Raw genomic sequence first — 15,077 nt, forward strand, 5'->3', positions numbered from 1 at the left:
CGCTGGTCAGGGCCGTACCCTTCAACCCGTGAGTGAGATTGAGATCCGCGCGGCCCGCTTCGACTCGCCGGAGGGACAGCGGCTCATCCTGGCCGCCCTGACGGACCTGGGCCAGCGGTACGGGGGCAGCGGGGACGACACCCCGGTCGAGGCAGCCGAGTTCGAGCCGCCGAATGGGGTCTTCCTGATCGCGTACCTGGCCGGGCAGCCCGTCGGCTGTGGCGGCTGGCGCAGCCACGGCGACGGTCCCGGCGACACCGCGGAGCTGAAGCGCATGTACACCAGCCCCGCGGCGCGGGGGCGGGGCGTGGCGCGGGTGGTGCTCGCGGCCGTCGAGCGGTCGGCCCGCCAGCACGGACGCAAGCGGCTCGTGTTGGAGTGCGGCGACAAGCAGCCCGAGGCGATCGCCCTGTACACCTCGGCCGGGTACGAGTGCATCCCCAACTTCGGTTTCTACCGGGACGCCCCGGGCTGCATCTCCTTCGCCCGTACCCTCTGACGCGCGGGCCTCGCGCGACGGACACGAAAAGCCGGCGAGCCCTCGAGGGGCCGCCGGCTTTTCGACGTGCGGTGAGGTCGGCGTTACCGCGTCAGGCGCGGGTGACCTTGCCGGCCTTGATGCAGGAGGTGCAGACCTGCAACTTCTTGGTGGTGCCACCACCGGCCGGGGTACGCACCGACTGGATGTTCGGGTTCCAGCGGCGGTTGGTCCGCCGGTGCGAGTGGGACACGTTGTGGCCGAAGCCCGGTCCCTTGCCACAGACGTCGCACACGCTAGCCACGGGATACTCCTGGGATTGATACGTTCATGAGGTCGCCGCCAGGCACCGCCCGGGCAACCTGGTCAGGTTACCCGATGTCCCCCTGCCTGCCCAACCGGCCCCTGTCGAGCAGGGCGGCTGGGCAGGTGGCCACACCGCCGGGCGGTCGCCGGAGGGCCGCCCGGCGGTGTGGTGGACACGCCGGCCCGGGCGCGTGTCGGTGTGCGCCAGTAGGCTTCTCGCGTGCTGGACACCCTCGACGCCGCTGCGGTGCGCCGCTGGTGCGCGGGCGGGTTGGCCGCGCTGCGCCGGCACCAGGGGGAGATCGACGACCTCAACGTCTACCCGGTCCCCGACGGCGACACCGGCACGAACCTGGTGCTCACCCTCACCTCGGCCCAGCAGGCCCTGGCGATGGACCTGGAGACCGTCGGCGACGGCGGGTCCACCCCGCACGGGCACGCGCTGCGGCTGATGGCGCGCGGCGCGTTGCTCGGCGCCCGGGGCAACTCCGGGGTGATCCTGTCGCAGATCCTGCGTGGCCTCGCCGAGGCCCTGGCCGCCGCGCCGGTGGTGCGGGGCCGTCAGTTGGCCGCCGCGCTGCGCGCCGCCACGGCCGCCGCCTACGCCGCCGTCGCCCGCCCGGTCGAGGGCACCCTGCTCAGCGTGATCGCGGCGGCGGCCCGGGCGGCCGAGGCGGCCGACAGCGACGACCTGTGCACCGTCGCCGGGGAGGCGGCCGGGGCCGCGGCCCGGGCCCTGGCCCGTACCCCCGAGCAGTTGCCGGCGCTGGCCCGCGCCGGCGTGGTCGACGCCGGCGGCCGGGGGCTGTGCCTGCTGTTCGACGCGCTGGTCGAGGTGATCACGGGGGAGAGCCCGCAGCGGCCGGCGCCCGCGCGCCGCCAGGTCCGCCCGCCGGCCACGGCCGCGCGGGAGAGCGGTTCCGAGGAGTACGCGTACGAGGTGCAGTTCCTGCTCGACGCCGACGCCGAGGCGGTCACCCGGATGCGGGAGACCCTGGCCGGGCTCGGCGACTCGCTGGTGGTGGTCGGCGACGGGGCGGCACCGCAGGAATCGGGCACCTGGAACGTGCACGTGCACGTCAACGACGTCGGGGCGGCCGTCGAGGCGGGGGTGGTGGCCGGCCGGCCGTACGGGATCTCGGTGACCCGCTTCGCCGATCAGGTGCCCTCGCCGGCCCCGGCCCCGGCCCCGGCCCCGGCCCCGGCCCCGGCCCCGGCCCCGGCCCCGGCCCCGGACGGTCGGGCGGCCGTGGTGGTCGCCTCCGGCGCGGGCATCGCGGCGCTCTTCACCGGCGAGGGCGCGACGGTGGTGCCGGGCAACCCGTCCACCCGGGAGTTGCTCGACGCGATCCTGGCCACTGCTGCGGCGCGGGTGGTGGTGCTGCCCAACGATCCGAACACCCAGGCCGTGGCGAGCGCCGCCGCCCGGGAGGCGCATGCCCAGGGGGTGAAGGTCAGCGTGGTGCCGACCCGGTCGCCGGTGCAGGCGCTGGCCGCCCTCGCCGTGCGCGACCCGGAGCGCCGCTTCGCCGACGACGTGATCGCCATGGCCGAGGCCGCCGGCGCCTGCCGGTACGCCGAGATCTGCTGGGCCAGCAGGGAGGCGCTGACCGTCGCCGGCCCGTGCCGCCCCGGCGATGTGCTCGCCCTGGTCGAGGGGGAGGTGCACCTGATCGGCGTCGACCTCGTCGACACCTGTGCCGCCGTGGTCGACCGGATGCTCGGCGGCGGCGGCGAGCTGGTCACCCTGCTCTGCGGCGCGGACGCCCCCGACGGGCTGGCCGATGCCGTCCGCGAGCACGTCGCCCGGTGCTGGCCGTTCGTGGAGGTCCAGGTGTACCCCGGCGGCCAACCGCACTATCCGCTTCTGGTGGGGGTCGAGTGACGACGTCCGAGCCGACCACGGTCGACACGCCGCTGAAGAAGCTGGTCGGGGAGAAGACGGCCAAGGCCCTGGCCGACCACCTCGACCTGCACACCGCGGGTGACCTGGTCTACCACTTCCCCCGCCGTTACGACGAGCGCGGCGAGCACACCGACATCCGCTCGCTCGACGTCGGCGAGCAGGTCACCGTGCTGGCCCAGGTGCAGCGCACCGCCGTGCGGCCGATGCGCCAGCGTCGGGGCAACCTGCTGGAGGTGACCGTCGGGGACGACTCCGGCGGGGTGCTCACCCTGACCTTCTTCGGCAACCAGGCCTGGCGGGAGCGGGAGCTGCGGCCCGGCCGGTGGGGGCTGTTCGCCGGCAAGGTGACCGAGTTCCGGGGCAAGCGCCAGCTCAACGGCCCGGAGTACGTGCTGCTCGGCGAGGCCGTCGATGGCGAGGCGGCGGCCAACGAGGAGGTCGAGGAGTTCGCCGGGGCGCTGATCCCGGTCTACCCGGCCGCGGCTGCCGTGCCGACCTGGGTGATCGCCCGCTGCGTGCGGGTGGTGCTGGACACCTTCACCCCGCCGGAGGACCCGGTGCCGGCGGCCGTCCGGGCCACCCGCAAGCTGGCCGGCATCGGCACCGCGCTGCGCGAGATCCACCGGCCGGCCAGCAAGGAGGACCTGTACCGGGCCCGCCACCGGCTCAAGTGGGACGAGGCGTTCGCCGTGCAGCTCACCCTCGTGCAGCGCAAGCACCGGGCCGCCGCCTGGCCGGCGAAGGCCCGGCCACCGCGCGCCGGCGGGCTGCTCGACGCGTTCGACGCCCGGCTGCCGTACGAGCTGACCGCCGGCCAGCGGACGGTCGGCGCGGAGATCGCCGCCGACCTGGCCACCGCCCATCCGATGCACCGGCTGCTCCAGGGCGAGGTCGGCTCCGGCAAGACGGTGGTGGCGCTGCGGGCGATGCTCCAGGTGGTCGACGCCGGTGGCCAGGCGGCGCTGCTCGCCCCGACCGAGGTGCTCGCCGCCCAGCACCACCGGGGCATGCTCGACCTGCTCGGCCCGTTCGGGCGGGCCGGGGAGCTGGGTGCCGCCGACGACGCCACCCGGGTCGAGCTGGTCACCGGCTCGCTCGGCGCGGCGGCCCGCCGGCAGGCCCTCGCCGAGGTGGCCGGCGGCCGGGCCGGGATCGTGCTCGGCACCCATGCCCTGCTCTACGAGGGGGTGGACTTCGCCGACCTGGGCCTCGTCGTGGTCGACGAGCAGCACCGGTTCGGCGTGGAGCAGCGTGACGCGCTGCGCGCCAAGGCCGACCAACCGCCGCACGTGCTGGTCATGACCGCCACCCCGATCCCGCGCACGGTGGCGATGACCGTCTACGGCGACCTGGAGACGTCCACCCTGTCCCAGCTCCCGCAGGGGCGCTCGCCGATCGCCTCGCACGTGGTGCCGGCCAGCGAGAAGCCCGCCTTCCTGGAGCGGGCCTGGCGCCGGCTCCGCGAGGAGGTCGCCGCCGGTCACCAGGCGTACGTGGTCTGCCCGCGCATCGGAGAAGGCCCGCAGAGCGATGAGGAGCCGCCCCGGGAGGACGACAACGGCCGCCGGCCGCCGCTGGCGGTGACCGAGGTCGCCCCGCTGCTCGCCGAGGGGCCGCTGCACGGGCTGCGGATCGGCGTCCTGCACGGCAAGCTGCCCGCCGATGAGAAGGACGCCGTGATGCGCACCTTCGCCGCCGGCGACCTGGACGTGCTGGTGGCGACCACGGTCATCGAGGTCGGCGTGGACGTGCCCAACGCCACTGTGATGATCGTGCTGGACGCCGACCGGTTCGGCGTCTCCCAGCTGCACCAGCTGCGCGGGCGGGTGGGGCGGGGCTCGGCGGCCGGGCTCTGCCTGCTGGTCAGCGAGGCGGCCGAGGGTTCATCGGCTCGGGAGCGCCTCGACGCGGTGGCGTCCACCACGGACGGCTTCAAGCTCGCCGAGCTGGACCTGGAACAGCGCCGCGAGGGTGACGTGCTGGGGGCCACCCAGTCCGGCCGCCGCTCGCACCTGCGGCTGCTGTCGCTGCTACGCGACGCCGACCTGATCCGGGACGCCCGGGCCGAGGCGATCGCCCTGGTCGACGAGGACCCGGAGCTGGAGCGCCAGCCGGCGCTGGCCGCCTCGGTGGCTGCCCTGGTCGACGCCGAACGCGCGGAGTACCTGGAGAAGGGCTGACTAGAGCACGACCGCGCCGTCGATCTGCACCACCGCCCCGGAGATGTATGACGCCCGCTCGTCGGCCAGGTACGCGACGAGGTCGGCGACCTCCTCGGGGCGGCCGGCGCGGCCCAGCGGCACCGCGGTCAGCGCCTTCTCCCGGGCCGCCTCCGGCACCGTCGCCAGCATGTCCGTCTCGATGTAACCGGGGGCGACGACGTTGACCCGGACCTGGTAGCGGCCGACCTCCTTGGCCAGCGCCCGGGAGAATCCGATGATGCCCGCCTTCGCCGCCGAGTAGTTGGTCTGCCCGGCGACGCCGTGCACCCCGGCCACCGACGAGATGTTGATCAGGCAGCCGGAGCGGCGCCGGGTCATCCGGAGCACGAGCACCCGGCACAGGTGGTAGACGCCGCCAAGGTTGGTGTCGATGACGTCGCGCCACTCCTCATCGGACATCATCGCCAGCGGCCGGTCGCGGATCACCCCGGCCGAGGCCACCGCCACGTCGACCGGACCCAGCTCCCGTTCCGTCCGGTCCGCCCAGTCCTGCACCGCCGCGCGGTCGGCGATGTCGGCGCGGACCGCCTGCACCCGCCGTCCCATTTCCTCGACCTGCTTGGCCACCAGCGCGGCGGCGTCGGTGTCCCGCCGGTAGGAGAGACTGACGTCGTAGCCGTCCCGGGCGAGCCGCAGGACCGTCGCCCTGCCGATGCCGCGCGATCCGCCGCTGACCATCGCTACCTTCGGTGCCGTCATCGCCTCGGTTCTCCTGTTCGCCTCGGTGGCCGACATCATCTCGGCTCCGGATCGAGGCGGGCTGGACCCGCGCTGTGGCCGGCCCGGGCCGGGCCCGGCTGTGGCCGGTCGGCGGGCCGAGCCCGCGCGGTGGCGGGGCCGGGCCGGATGGCGTCCAAGCGGCCAGTGGTGACCGGGCGGTCCGGCAGCGGCTCGCCGGGCAGGAAGAGGCCCTCCCGAGCGGCGGGGGTCCGCTCGGGAGGGCCGGGAGGGAAGCGTCAGGCCCGGGTCACCACGATGTCGCCGCTGGTCGAGGCGGCGTCGATGGTCAGCCCCACCCGCTCGGACCCGCGCGGCGCGGGCAGTTCGTTGCGGGCCGTCCCGCCGCGGCTGGACAGGTCGGCCCGGGCCGACACCCCGTCCCGCACGCCGATCCGGATCGAGCCCGGGCCCGTCTTGATCTTCAGCGTACCGGCGGCGGCATCGGCGACCGTGATGGTGCCGGCACCGGTGGTGAGGACCACGTCGGCCTCGATCGTGCCGAACTCGACCGTGCCGCTGCCGGTGGTCACGGTCGCGCTCGCCGCGAACCGGCCCACCTCCAGCGTGGCGGTGCCGATCCTCAGGTCGGCGCCGCCCAGCAGAGCACCCAGCCGGACCCGGCCGTCGCCGAGCCGGACCTTGGTCGACCCCGCGACGGAGTCGGCGACGGTCAGGTCACCGCTGTCCCAGGTGGCCAGCAGGTCGGCCGCCGGCCCGGTCACGGTGAACCGAGCGGCGCCGCCGGTCAGGTGGACCTTGGAGCGCAGCGGCGCCCGCACCACGACCCGCATCGGCACGGACTTCAGCCGACCGTTGGGCGCCTGGACCACGAGGTGGCCGCGGGTGAAGTGGGTCTTGGTCTTGCGTACGGCCGCGGCTGCGGCCTCGGTGTCGGCCTCGGCGTTTCGGCCGAGCAGGTCCCGCAGGCGCCGGTCCGGGTCAGTCACGGCCGAGATGACGACGGCCACCACATCGGTGTCGACCAACTCGACGAGCAGCTCACCGCATTGGAGATGCGCCTGGATGTCTGCGGGCCCGGAACATGCAAAGGAATCGATGCGGCGGGAGTCGTTGTCGGTCATGGCGGACCTCCGGTCGGGATCGGCGACTGGTGCTCGGGCGCGCGTTCCGGCGCCCAGGGGTGATCGACCGGCAGCCGGGCTCAGCAGCCGGGGTGGGGGCAACGCGTTGACCGGCTCCGTGCGGGTCGGTCGGCTCCGTGCGGGTCGGTCGGCTCCGTGCGGGTCGGTCGGCCGTGCCCGGACGACGGCCGGCGCCTCGTCGGCCGGACCGGTCAGGCCGCCCGGGAGGCGGTCGGCCGCGCCGACGGGGTGACGCGTGCGTCCCAGTCGATCCGGTAGCGCTGCTCGGGACCGAGCGTCTTCTCCGGGTTGAGGAATGTCTTCATGGCCAGCGGCATCATGATCCGCATCATCGTCTTGGCGAAGCCGCCCATGGTCTTGCTGTTGGTGGTGCGGGCACCCCGCAGGATGATCTTCTCGACCCGCTCCCGCCGCAGGCCCTCGTACGCGGCGAAGGCGCTGCCGACATCCGGCAGGTCCCGCAGGCAGCGGGCCAGTTGGATGCCGCTCTCCACCGCCATCGACGCGCCCTGCCCGGAGCTCGGCGACGGGCCGTGGACCGAGTCACCGACGAGGATCATCCGGCCGCGGTACCAGTGCGGCACCTTCGGCATGCTCTCGATGGAACCGATCGCCACCAGATCGGCGGCGTCGGTCTGCTTGAGGATCTCCCGGGCCGGCACGTCCTCGGCGAACGCCTCCCGCAGCTCCTCCATCCACTCAGTGTTGGCCGTCTCGTTGGCCTTGGCGTATGTCATCGGACGCTTGTCGGGCACGTTGGCGAACCAGGCGGTACGGCCGTCGGGCTGCGCCCAGTAGCCGAAGAAGGCCTTCTTGCCGAACGAGAAGTACATGGTGTCGAGCTTGGCCGCCGGCGGCACGTACCGCGACGCCGCGCCGAAGTTGAGGATCGGCATGACGGTGGGCGTCGGCGCCTGCGGGTCGATCAGGGTGCGCACCTTCGAGCGGATGCCGTCGGCGCCGATCAGCACGTCCCCGGTGGCGGTGCTGCCGTCGGCGAAGTGCGCGGTGATGCCGTCGGCGGTTTCCGTGGCGTCGACCAGGCGCTTGCCGTACTCCACCCGGACGCCCTGGGCCAGCGCCTGCTCGTGCAGGACGCGGGACAGCTCGTCGCGCCAGACGCCGAGGGTCTCCGGCTCGACCGCCGGGTTGGGCGTCTCGCCGATGAGCACGCCGTAGCCGTCGGTGACGATGGTGGTGTTCATCGGCTGGCCGATCGCGCGGACCGCCTCGTCCGCGCCGATGATGCCGAGCGCGCGGAGCCCGTTGGGGGCGAGCGTCAGGGTGACGCCGATGCCGTCGGCCGAGGTGGGGTAGGCCTCGTAGAGAGTGGCGTCGATCCCCGCCTTGCGCAGTGCCATCGCGGTCACCGGGCCGGCGACGCCGCCACCGATGACGAGAGCAGTCCTTACCGCTGTCATGTGATACTCCCGAAGGTTTCCTGCCAGGACCTGATGTAGCCCGGATCGGTGAGTGAACTGGTCAACTCGGTGAGGTAACGGCTTTCCGCGTCCATCATGGCCAGCGCGTACTGCTCCTCCACCAGGAAGATCCACCGCACGCCGTTGTCGATCGCCTCCTGCATGAGCTTGCGGGTCTCTTCGACCTTGGTGGTCAGTGCCTCTTGTCGTTTTCTGAGCAGCGCCACGGCCTCCCTCGGCGCGAGCAGGCTCAGTAGGGACAGGGCGACGGCGAACTGCGGATACTCATCCTGGGGTTCGGCGACGAGGCCGCGCAGCCACTCGTAGAACTCGGTGCGGCCCGTGTCGGTGATCGCGTAGACCGTGCGCTCGGGCCGCTGGCCGTCGCGCACCGTCTCCTGTTCCGTGATGAAGCCGGCTCGGGCGAGCTGCTCCACCACCATGTAGAGCGAGCTGCGCGTGTACTTGATGTGCCGGTCCTGGCCGCTGCCCTGCAACCTTCGCCCCAGCTCGTAGGGATGCAGCGGCTGGGAGAGAAGCCAGGCGAGCACGACCAGGGCCAGCGGGTTTGGCACCTTTCGTCGTCGATCCATTGACTGCTCCTTAGTCGATATCAACCATGCAGGATCGACCAGTCGACGTCAACCAATACCTACGGACTGTCAGGTATTCGTCATCGACTGTCGCGTACCGCGCCGGTGGCCGGCTCAAGCGACGCTCAATCCCGGTTCGATTCGGCTGCCCGACGCTGTGCCACGTCCAACGACAGGTCCGGAAGGCTGGTGCCCCCCATGGTCGGGACAACGTCGCTCAATCCGTCCGTCGGCGCGCCGGTGGCGCCGGAGGCCCGGCTCTACTCCACCGGCTGGTTCCGCAACCTCTTCCTGGCCGAGCTCTGGGAACGCTTCGGCTTCTTCGGAGTACAGGCCATCCTGGTGCTCTACGCCGTCGCTCCGGCCGACGAGGGCGGGCTGGGCCTCGCCGAGGGCAGTGGCGCGGCGCTGTTCGGCGGCTACATCGGCATCACCTTCATGATGGCGCTGCCCGGCGGCTGGTTCGCCGACCGGGTCATCGGCCAGCAGCGGGCCGTCATGCTCGGGCCGGGCTTCATCGCGGCCGGTTGCTTCGCGCTCGCGCTGCCGCCGGACGCCCTCACCCCGGTCGGACTGCTCCTCATCGCCTGCGGATTTGGCCTGTTCAAGCCCAACCACCAGGCGTTGATCAACATGCTGGCCGGCACCCCCGGGCGGCGCGAGGCGTCGATCGCGGCGCTCTTCGTCGGCACCCAGGTGGTCGGCCTGCTCGCCCCGCTCGCGGTTGGCTCGATCGGCGAACGGGTGAGCTGGAGTCTCGCCTTCGCCACGATCGGCGTGGTGCTCACGGTCGGCGTCGCCGCCGTCTACGCCGGTCTGCGGGCATACGGGACGGTCGGCGCGCGACCCAGCCGGCCGCTGTCGCCGCAGGAGGCCCGCCGGATACGCCGCCGCGTCGTACCCGTCGTCGCCGTCGTGGTGCTGCTGCTGGTCGGCGCGCTCGGCACCGGGCTGATGCCGCCGATGGCCGCGCTGATGCTGATCGGCCTCGGCCTGATCGCCGCCCCCTGGGGCGCGTACGCCAAGCTGCGCCGGCACCCCCGGCTCGGCGTGGACGACCGGTGGCGGCTGTCCGTGATGCTCCGCCTGCTGCTGGCCGCGACCGTGTTCTGGCTGCTGGCCGGGCAGGACGGCTCGGTGCTGACGCTGTTCGCCAGGGACTCCACGGACCGCGAGGTGCTCGGCTTCACCATGCCGGCGAGCTGGTTGCAGGGTGCCACGCCGATGTTCATGCTGCTGCTCGCGCCGCTCTTCGCCTGGCAGCTGCCCCGGCTGGGCGCCCGGTTCAGCGTGCCGGCCAAGTTCGCCTTCGGGCTGACCGTGGCCGGGCTCAGCTTCCTGGTGATGGCGCTGGCCGCCGTCGACGCCGCAGACGGCGAGCGGGTCTCCCCGCTGTGGCTGCTCACCGTCTACCTGATGCACGCCTGCGGTGAGATCGTCGTCGCGGCGGTCAGCATCAGTGCCATCTCCGACCTTGTCCCGCGCGAGTTCCTCGGCCAGGCGATCGGCGTCTACTGGCTCTTCGCGGCCATGGGCGGAGGGCTGAGCAGCCAGGTCGCCGCCCTGATCGACGTGCTCTCCGCACCCGTCTACTACCTCTCGCTGGGGCTGGTGGCCGGCGCGGTGGCGGTCTTCTTCGTGCTCAGCCGCCGTTGGCTCGGCGCGCCGTTCCTGACCTCTCCCGGCGCGGCCGACGGGCAGGGCACCCCCGATCCAGCCGTACTCCAGTGACACCCGACGCCCGGCCGACAGCCTTGCCGGACCGGCCGCCGACCCGCTCAGGCGACCGCCGGCGGCCCTCACTCCGACGACAGAGAGCGTGGACGAGATGAACATCGACGACATCCGGCGAGTGCTGCGGGAGAGCGCCGGGGTGGACGAGTCCGTCGACATCGACGGCGACATCGGCGGTACCGAATTCGCCCTGTTGGGCTACGACTCGCTGGCGGTGCTCGAACTGACCGCCCGGATCGAGCAGCAGTACGGCGTGAAGATCCGGGAAGAGGAGGTCGGAGAGCTGACCACACCCGACAGCGTCGTGGCCTACGTCAACAACGTCCGGGTGATCACCACCTGAGCGGAGGTCCCGCTGACCGCCCCGGCCCACAGGAAGGCAGGACGACGTGGACCGACTGCTGATTCCCCTCGCGCTGCTGGCCAACGGGATCGCCGTAGGTGTGATGGTCTCCACCGTGATCGGCCTGGCGCCGATGAGCCTGGCGGTGCCGTACGAGCGGTACGTCGCCACCATCCAGTACCTCTGGAAGCGCTACGACCCGTTCATGCCGGCGATGAACACGCTGGCCTGCCTGCTGGACCTGGTGCTGCTGTTCCGGGCCGACGAACCCGCCGCGCGGGCGCTGTTCGGCACCGCGGGAGTGCTGCTGCTGGTGGTGATGGCCATCTCCGTGGTCAAGAACGTCCCGATCAACCGGTACGTCATGTCGCTGGACCCGGCCGCCGAGCCGGCCGACTGGGCGCGGGTGGACCCGCGAACCCGGTGGCGCAACTGGAACCTCGTCCGCACGGCGCTCGCCGTGCTGGCGTTCGCCACGAACCTGGCTGCTGTCAGCGTGCTGCTGTAGCGGCGCGACCAAGTCACGAGGAGGAAACACCGTGCATGTTGCGGGTAAGAAGGTGCTCGTCACCGGAGGAAGCCGCGGCATTGGACGCGCCGTCGTACTGGGCCTGGCCCGGGCCGGCGCGAACGTGATCACCTGTTACCGGACCGAGAGCGAGGCGGTGGCCAGCCTGGTCGCCGAGCTCAAGGAGATCCCCGGGGACCACCAGGTGATCCGGGCCGACGTCACCAACGCCGACGACGTGGCCGCGCTGGTGGACGAGTGCCGGCTGCGGTTCACCCGGCTCGACGCGATCGTCAACAACGCCGGCGTCATCAGCCACATCCCCTTCGCCGAGCTCGAGATCGACGAGTGGCGCCGGGTCGTCGACAACAACCTGACCGCCGCCGCCCGCATCATCCAGGCCGCGCTGCCGCTGCTGGGCCAGGGCAGCACGGTGGTCAACGTGGGCTCCCGGGTGGCGACCGTCGGCATCCCGCTGCGCGCCCATTACACCGCCGCCAAGTCCGGCCTGATCGGGCTGAGCCGCTCGCTGGCCAAGGAGTTGGGCCCGCGCGGCATCCGGATCAACGTGGTGGCGCCCGGGCCGATCCAGACCGAGGCCGAGACACCGCCGGCCGTGTTGGCGCGCTACCAGACGATGATCCCGCTGGGCCGGCTGGGCCGCACCGACGAGATCGCTTCCGTCGTGCAGTTCCTGGTCAGCGACCACGCCAGCTTCATCAACGGTGAGACCATCAACGTGGACGGGGGCATCTGATGGCGGATCAGGATCGGCCCGGCCCCTTCCGGGTGATGCTGCGGATGGTGATCCACCCGGGCATGGAACAGGAGTTCGAGCAGACCTGGCACCGGGTCGGCAGCACGATCGTCCAGCACCCGGACAACCTCGGGCACTGGCTGTCGCGCAGCACCGACGAGGAGGGCTCGATCTACTACGTGGTCAGCGACTGGGTCGACGAGGAGCGGTTCCGCGCCTTCGAGCACAGCCCGGCGCACATCGAGCACCGCACCGAGCTGCACCCGTACCGGTCCGGCGGTTCCATGAAAACCATGCAGGTGGTGTACGGGATGACCGGCACCGCCGCCACGGTCGGATGAGCGCGCCGGAGGAAGCCGGCACGCTGGCCGGCAAGCGGGTCCTGATCACCGGCGGCACCCGGGGGATCGGTCGTACCACGGCGCTGTCCTGCGCCCGACGCGGCGCCCGGCTGGTCGTCTGCTACGGCCACGACGAGGCCGGCGCCGAGGAGACGGCCCGCGAGCTCAAGGAGGGCGGCGGCGCGCACCTGGTGGTCCGGGCCGACGTCACCGACCCCGACGAGGTTCGGCGCCTGGTGGCGGTCTGCCGTGAGGAACTGGGCGGGCTGGACGCCGTGGTCAACAACGCCGGGGTGGACGGCCGGGCGGCGATCGAGGAGCTGACTCCCCAGGAGTGGGAGCGGGTCGTCGACATCGACCTGACGGCGGCGTTCCTGGTTTCCCAGGCCGCGCTGGGGCTGCTCGCCGACGGCGGCTCGATCGTCAACATCGGCGCCTCGGCGGCGCTGCGCGGCCGGCCGCACAGCGCCCACTACGCCGCGGCGAAGTCCGCGCTGATCGGTCTGGCGCGGAGCCTGGCCAGGGAGGTCGGTGACCGGGGCATCCGGGTCAACACGGTCGCGCCCGGCGTCATCGTCACCGAGTCGGATCCCGGCCCGCCGCCGCCGGTGGCGAACCTCATCAAGGGCATGACCGCCCTGCGCCGCCTCGGTACGCCGGAGGACGTGGCCGGTGCCGTGCTGTTCCTGATCGGTGACGAATCCCGCTACGTGAGCGGGGCAACCCTGCACGTGGACGGAGGAATCTGATGCCATACGCCGCCATCACCTATTCCGTGAAGCCCGGTCACGAGGACGAGATCGCGGAGATCTTCGCGAACTTCCGCCGGGTCGACTCGCCGGTGCTCACCGGCGGGTCCGGCGAGTCTGTCGGCGAACTGCTCGGCACTGCGGTCTTCATCAAGGACGACCTGATGGTCCGGGTGATCCACTACAGCGGCGACTTCGCCGCCATCGGCCGGCACATGGCGGGCCAGCGGGGCGTGCACTCGTTGGAGCAGCAGCTCGCCCCGTACCTCGCCGAGCAGCGGGACACCGCCAACGTGGAGGGCTTCGAGCACTACTTCCGCAACGCCACCATGCGCTGCATCTCGCAGCTATCCCGCGACACGTACGCGCCCGCCGAGCCCGCCTGACCCGGCTCGACCCAGCAGGCAGCCACCGCCACCCGGCGGTGGCTGCCTGCTGCGTGTCCGCATTCACCTCCCGGCGGGCGGCGCACGCGCGACGGCCGGCCGGCGCCCACGAGAGGTGGGGGACCGCCGACCGGCCGTCGGACGCGCTCAGCCGTGCTCCGGCTCCTGGTTCATCGTGTCGACCAGGTCGGTGGTGTGCTTGGCCGCCCGGAACGCCGGGTGCCGCAGCACCTCGCGGAGGAACTCCTGGGTGGTATGCACACCCCGGCCGACCACCCGGAACTCCTGCAGGGCCCGGTCGGCGCGGGCGATCGCCTGGCGGCGGTCCGGCGCCCACACCGAGACCTTGGCAAGCATCGGGTCGTAGTCGGCGGTGACCCGGAAGCCTGGAAAGCCGTGCGTGTCCACCCGGACGAAATGGCCGCTCGGCGGCAGGAACTCGGTGACCGTGCCGGGCGTGGGCATGAAGTCCCGCAGCGGGTCCTCGGCGTTGATCCGGCACTCGATCGACACCCCACGCAGCTGGACGTCGGCCTGGGTCACCGACAGGCCGTAGCCGGCGGCCACCCGCAGTTGCTCACGGACCAGATCGATGCCGGTGACCAACTCGGTGACCGGGTGCTCCACCTGGATCCGGCAGTTCACCTCCATGAACACGAAGTCGCCGTCGTCGACCAGGAACTCGTAGGTGCCGGCACCGGCGTAGTTCACCTCACAGGCCGCGTGCACAGCGGCGGCCCGGATCCGTTCGGAGAGTTCCCGTGGCAGTCCGGGAGCCGGCGTCTCCTCGATCAGTTTCTGCCGGCGGCGCTGGACCGAACAGTCCCGCTCGCCCAACTCGACGACGCCGCCCCGGCCGTCCCCGAGCACCTGCACCTCGATGTGCCGGGCGTTCTCCAGGAACCGTTCGATGTAGAGCCGGGGATCACCGAAGGTGGCCTGGGCGACCGCACGGGCCTGCCCCCAGGCGCGGCCGAGGTCGCGGCTGTCCCGGACCACGGTCATCCCGCGGCCGCCACCCCCGGCGGTGGCCTTGACGATCAGGGGGTAGCCGATCCGGTCGGCCACCTCCCGCGCCTCCTCGGCGGTCAGCAACGAGCGGGAGCTGCCGGGCAGCACCGGCAGGCCGGCCGCCCGGGCGATCTCCTTCGCCTGCGCCTTGTCCCCGAGCCGGCGCAGCAGCGCCGCCGGCGGGCCGACGAAGGTCAACCCGTTGGCCTCGCAGATCTCGGCGAAGTCGGGATCCTCGGAGAGGAACCCGTAGCCGGGATGCACCGCCTCGGCGCCGTTCTGCAGGGCCGCCGTGACGAGTGCGGCCGCGTTGAGGTAGCTGCGCCGGGGCTGCGCCGGCCCGATGCGTACGCACTTGTCGGCGTACCGGGCCACGGCGGACTCACGGTCGCTGTCGGAGCAGACCGCGATCGTCCGGATGCCCATCTCGCGGCAGGTCCGCGCCACCCGGAGCGCGATCTCGCCCCGGTTGGCGATCAGTACGGTGGAAAACACGGGC

16 protein-coding genes are annotated in these 15,077 nt (G+C 72.5%); 10 read left to right on the forward strand and 6 right to left on the reverse strand.

Translation table 11 applies throughout. The features are described from left to right. Positions 1 to 28: 28 nt before the first annotated feature. Positions 29 to 499 carry a GNAT family N-acetyltransferase gene (locus SNR22_RS04555; protein WP_320065167.1) on the forward strand — a complete coding sequence of 157 codons (471 nt, stop codon included), beginning with the start codon at positions 29 to 31 and terminating at the stop codon, positions 497 to 499. Positions 500 to 590: 91 nt separating this feature from the next. Here the strand turns inward: SNR22_RS04555 and rpmB are convergent, their stop codons facing one another. Then, positions 591 to 782, reverse strand: a complete 192-nt coding sequence (gene rpmB / locus SNR22_RS04560; RefSeq protein WP_013284551.1) for a 50S ribosomal protein L28 — start codon at positions 780 to 782, stop codon at positions 591 to 593. A gap of 222 nt (positions 783 to 1,004) precedes the next feature. Here rpmB and SNR22_RS04565 point away from each other — a divergent pair, with 222 nt between their 5' ends. Both SNR22_RS04565 and recG read left to right on the forward strand, forming a co-directional pair. Next, entirely contained in the window at positions 1,005 to 2,669 is a 1,665-nt protein-coding gene (locus SNR22_RS04565) for a DAK2 domain-containing protein (protein ID WP_320065168.1), read from the forward strand. Continuing rightward, positions 2,666 to 4,870, forward strand: coding sequence for an ATP-dependent DNA helicase RecG (recG, locus tag SNR22_RS04570; RefSeq protein ID WP_320065169.1), 2,205 nt, complete (start codon positions 2,666 to 2,668; stop codon positions 4,868 to 4,870). Before SNR22_RS04565 ends, recG begins: the two co-directional genes overlap by 4 nt. Here the strand turns inward: recG and fabG are convergent, their stop codons facing one another. The 4 genes from fabG to SNR22_RS04590 form a co-directional block, all read right to left on the reverse strand. Next, a complete protein-coding gene (fabG, locus tag SNR22_RS04575) occupies positions 4,871 to 5,611 on the reverse strand; it encodes a 3-oxoacyl-ACP reductase FabG (protein ID WP_320065170.1) in 741 nt (246 codons plus the stop codon). A gap of 257 nt (positions 5,612 to 5,868) precedes the next feature. Further along, complete coding sequence (locus tag SNR22_RS04580) at positions 5,869 to 6,714, reverse strand: DUF4097 family beta strand repeat-containing protein (RefSeq protein WP_320065171.1); 846 nt, start codon at positions 6,712 to 6,714, stop codon at positions 5,869 to 5,871. Between the two features lie 212 nt (positions 6,715 to 6,926). Beyond that, positions 6,927 to 8,156: an FAD-dependent monooxygenase gene (locus SNR22_RS04585; protein WP_320065172.1), complete on the reverse strand. Its 1,230-nt coding sequence runs from the start codon at positions 8,154 to 8,156 to the stop codon at positions 6,927 to 6,929. Further along, positions 8,153 to 8,749 carry a PadR family transcriptional regulator gene (locus SNR22_RS04590; RefSeq protein ID WP_320065173.1) on the reverse strand — a complete coding sequence of 199 codons (597 nt, stop codon included), beginning with the start codon at positions 8,747 to 8,749 and terminating at the stop codon, positions 8,153 to 8,155. Before SNR22_RS04590 ends, SNR22_RS04585 begins: the two co-directional genes overlap by 4 nt. 198 nt (positions 8,750 to 8,947) lie before the next feature. Here SNR22_RS04590 and SNR22_RS04595 point away from each other — a divergent pair, with 198 nt between their 5' ends. The 7 genes from SNR22_RS04595 to SNR22_RS04625 all read left to right on the forward strand — a co-directional run bounded on the left by SNR22_RS04595 (position 8,948) and on the right by SNR22_RS04625 (position 13,567). Beyond that, the gene (locus SNR22_RS04595) at positions 8,948 to 10,480 is read left to right on the forward strand and encodes an oligopeptide:H+ symporter (RefSeq protein WP_320065174.1); all 1,533 of its coding nucleotides are present in this window, start codon (positions 8,948 to 8,950) and stop codon (positions 10,478 to 10,480) included. A gap of 97 nt (positions 10,481 to 10,577) precedes the next feature. Beyond that, the gene (locus tag SNR22_RS04600; protein ID WP_320065175.1) at positions 10,578 to 10,826 is read left to right on the forward strand and encodes an acyl carrier protein; all 249 of its coding nucleotides are present in this window, start codon (positions 10,578 to 10,580) and stop codon (positions 10,824 to 10,826) included. Positions 10,827 to 10,872: 46 nt separating this feature from the next. Next, entirely contained in the window at positions 10,873 to 11,334 is a 462-nt protein-coding gene (locus SNR22_RS04605; protein WP_320065176.1) for a DUF1772 domain-containing protein, read from the forward strand. A 31-nt stretch (positions 11,335 to 11,365) separates the two neighbouring features. Next, positions 11,366 to 12,091 (forward strand): SDR family NAD(P)-dependent oxidoreductase, encoded by a 726-nt coding sequence (locus tag SNR22_RS04610; protein ID WP_320065177.1) that lies wholly within the window; start codon positions 11,366 to 11,368, stop codon positions 12,089 to 12,091. Beyond that, a complete protein-coding gene (locus SNR22_RS04615) occupies positions 12,091 to 12,432 on the forward strand; it encodes an antibiotic biosynthesis monooxygenase family protein (RefSeq protein WP_320065178.1) in 342 nt (113 codons plus the stop codon). Before SNR22_RS04610 ends, SNR22_RS04615 begins: the two co-directional genes overlap by 1 nt. Further along, positions 12,429 to 13,181, forward strand: a complete 753-nt coding sequence (locus SNR22_RS04620) for a 3-oxoacyl-ACP reductase family protein (RefSeq protein WP_320065179.1) — start codon at positions 12,429 to 12,431, stop codon at positions 13,179 to 13,181. Before SNR22_RS04615 ends, SNR22_RS04620 begins: the two co-directional genes overlap by 4 nt. After that, a complete protein-coding gene (locus tag SNR22_RS04625; RefSeq protein ID WP_320065180.1) occupies positions 13,181 to 13,567 on the forward strand; it encodes a SchA/CurD-like domain-containing protein in 387 nt (128 codons plus the stop codon). The genes SNR22_RS04620 and SNR22_RS04625 overlap by 1 nt, the downstream gene beginning before the upstream one ends. 147 nt (positions 13,568 to 13,714) lie before the next feature. On the opposite strand, the gene SNR22_RS04630 is transcribed toward SNR22_RS04625, so the two are convergent. Then, positions 13,715 to 15,073 carry an acetyl/propionyl/methylcrotonyl-CoA carboxylase subunit alpha gene (locus tag SNR22_RS04630; protein ID WP_320065181.1) on the reverse strand — a complete coding sequence of 453 codons (1,359 nt, stop codon included), beginning with the start codon at positions 15,071 to 15,073 and terminating at the stop codon, positions 13,715 to 13,717. Positions 15,074 to 15,077: the final 4 nt, after the last annotated feature.

The organism is Micromonospora sp. RTGN7, assembly GCF_033804645.1.
Taxonomy (GTDB): domain Bacteria; phylum Actinomycetota; class Actinomycetes; order Mycobacteriales; family Micromonosporaceae; genus Micromonospora.

Bases quoted from the DNA above. Each gene is read 5' to 3' on its own strand.
- fabG (WP_320065170.1), bottom strand. From the start codon at position 5,611: ATGACGGCACCGAAGGTAGCGATGGTCAGCGGCGGATCGCGCGGCATC.
- SNR22_RS04580 (WP_320065171.1), bottom strand. From the start codon at position 6,714: ATGACCGACAACGACTCCCGCCGCATCGATTCCTTTGCATGTTCCGGG.
- SNR22_RS04585 (WP_320065172.1), bottom strand. From the start codon at position 8,156: ATGACAGCGGTAAGGACTGCTCTCGTCATCGGTGGCGGCGTCGCCGGC.
- SNR22_RS04590 (WP_320065173.1), bottom strand. From the start codon at position 8,749: ATGGATCGACGACGAAAGGTGCCAAACCCGCTGGCCCTGGTCGTGCTC.
- SNR22_RS04595 (WP_320065174.1), top strand. From the start codon at position 8,948: ATGGTCGGGACAACGTCGCTCAATCCGTCCGTCGGCGCGCCGGTGGCG.
- SNR22_RS04600 (WP_320065175.1), top strand. From the start codon at position 10,578: ATGAACATCGACGACATCCGGCGAGTGCTGCGGGAGAGCGCCGGGGTG.
- SNR22_RS04615 (WP_320065178.1), top strand. From the start codon at position 12,091: ATGGCGGATCAGGATCGGCCCGGCCCCTTCCGGGTGATGCTGCGGATG.
- SNR22_RS04620 (WP_320065179.1), top strand. From the start codon at position 12,429: ATGAGCGCGCCGGAGGAAGCCGGCACGCTGGCCGGCAAGCGGGTCCTG.
- SNR22_RS04625 (WP_320065180.1), top strand. From the start codon at position 13,181: ATGCCATACGCCGCCATCACCTATTCCGTGAAGCCCGGTCACGAGGAC.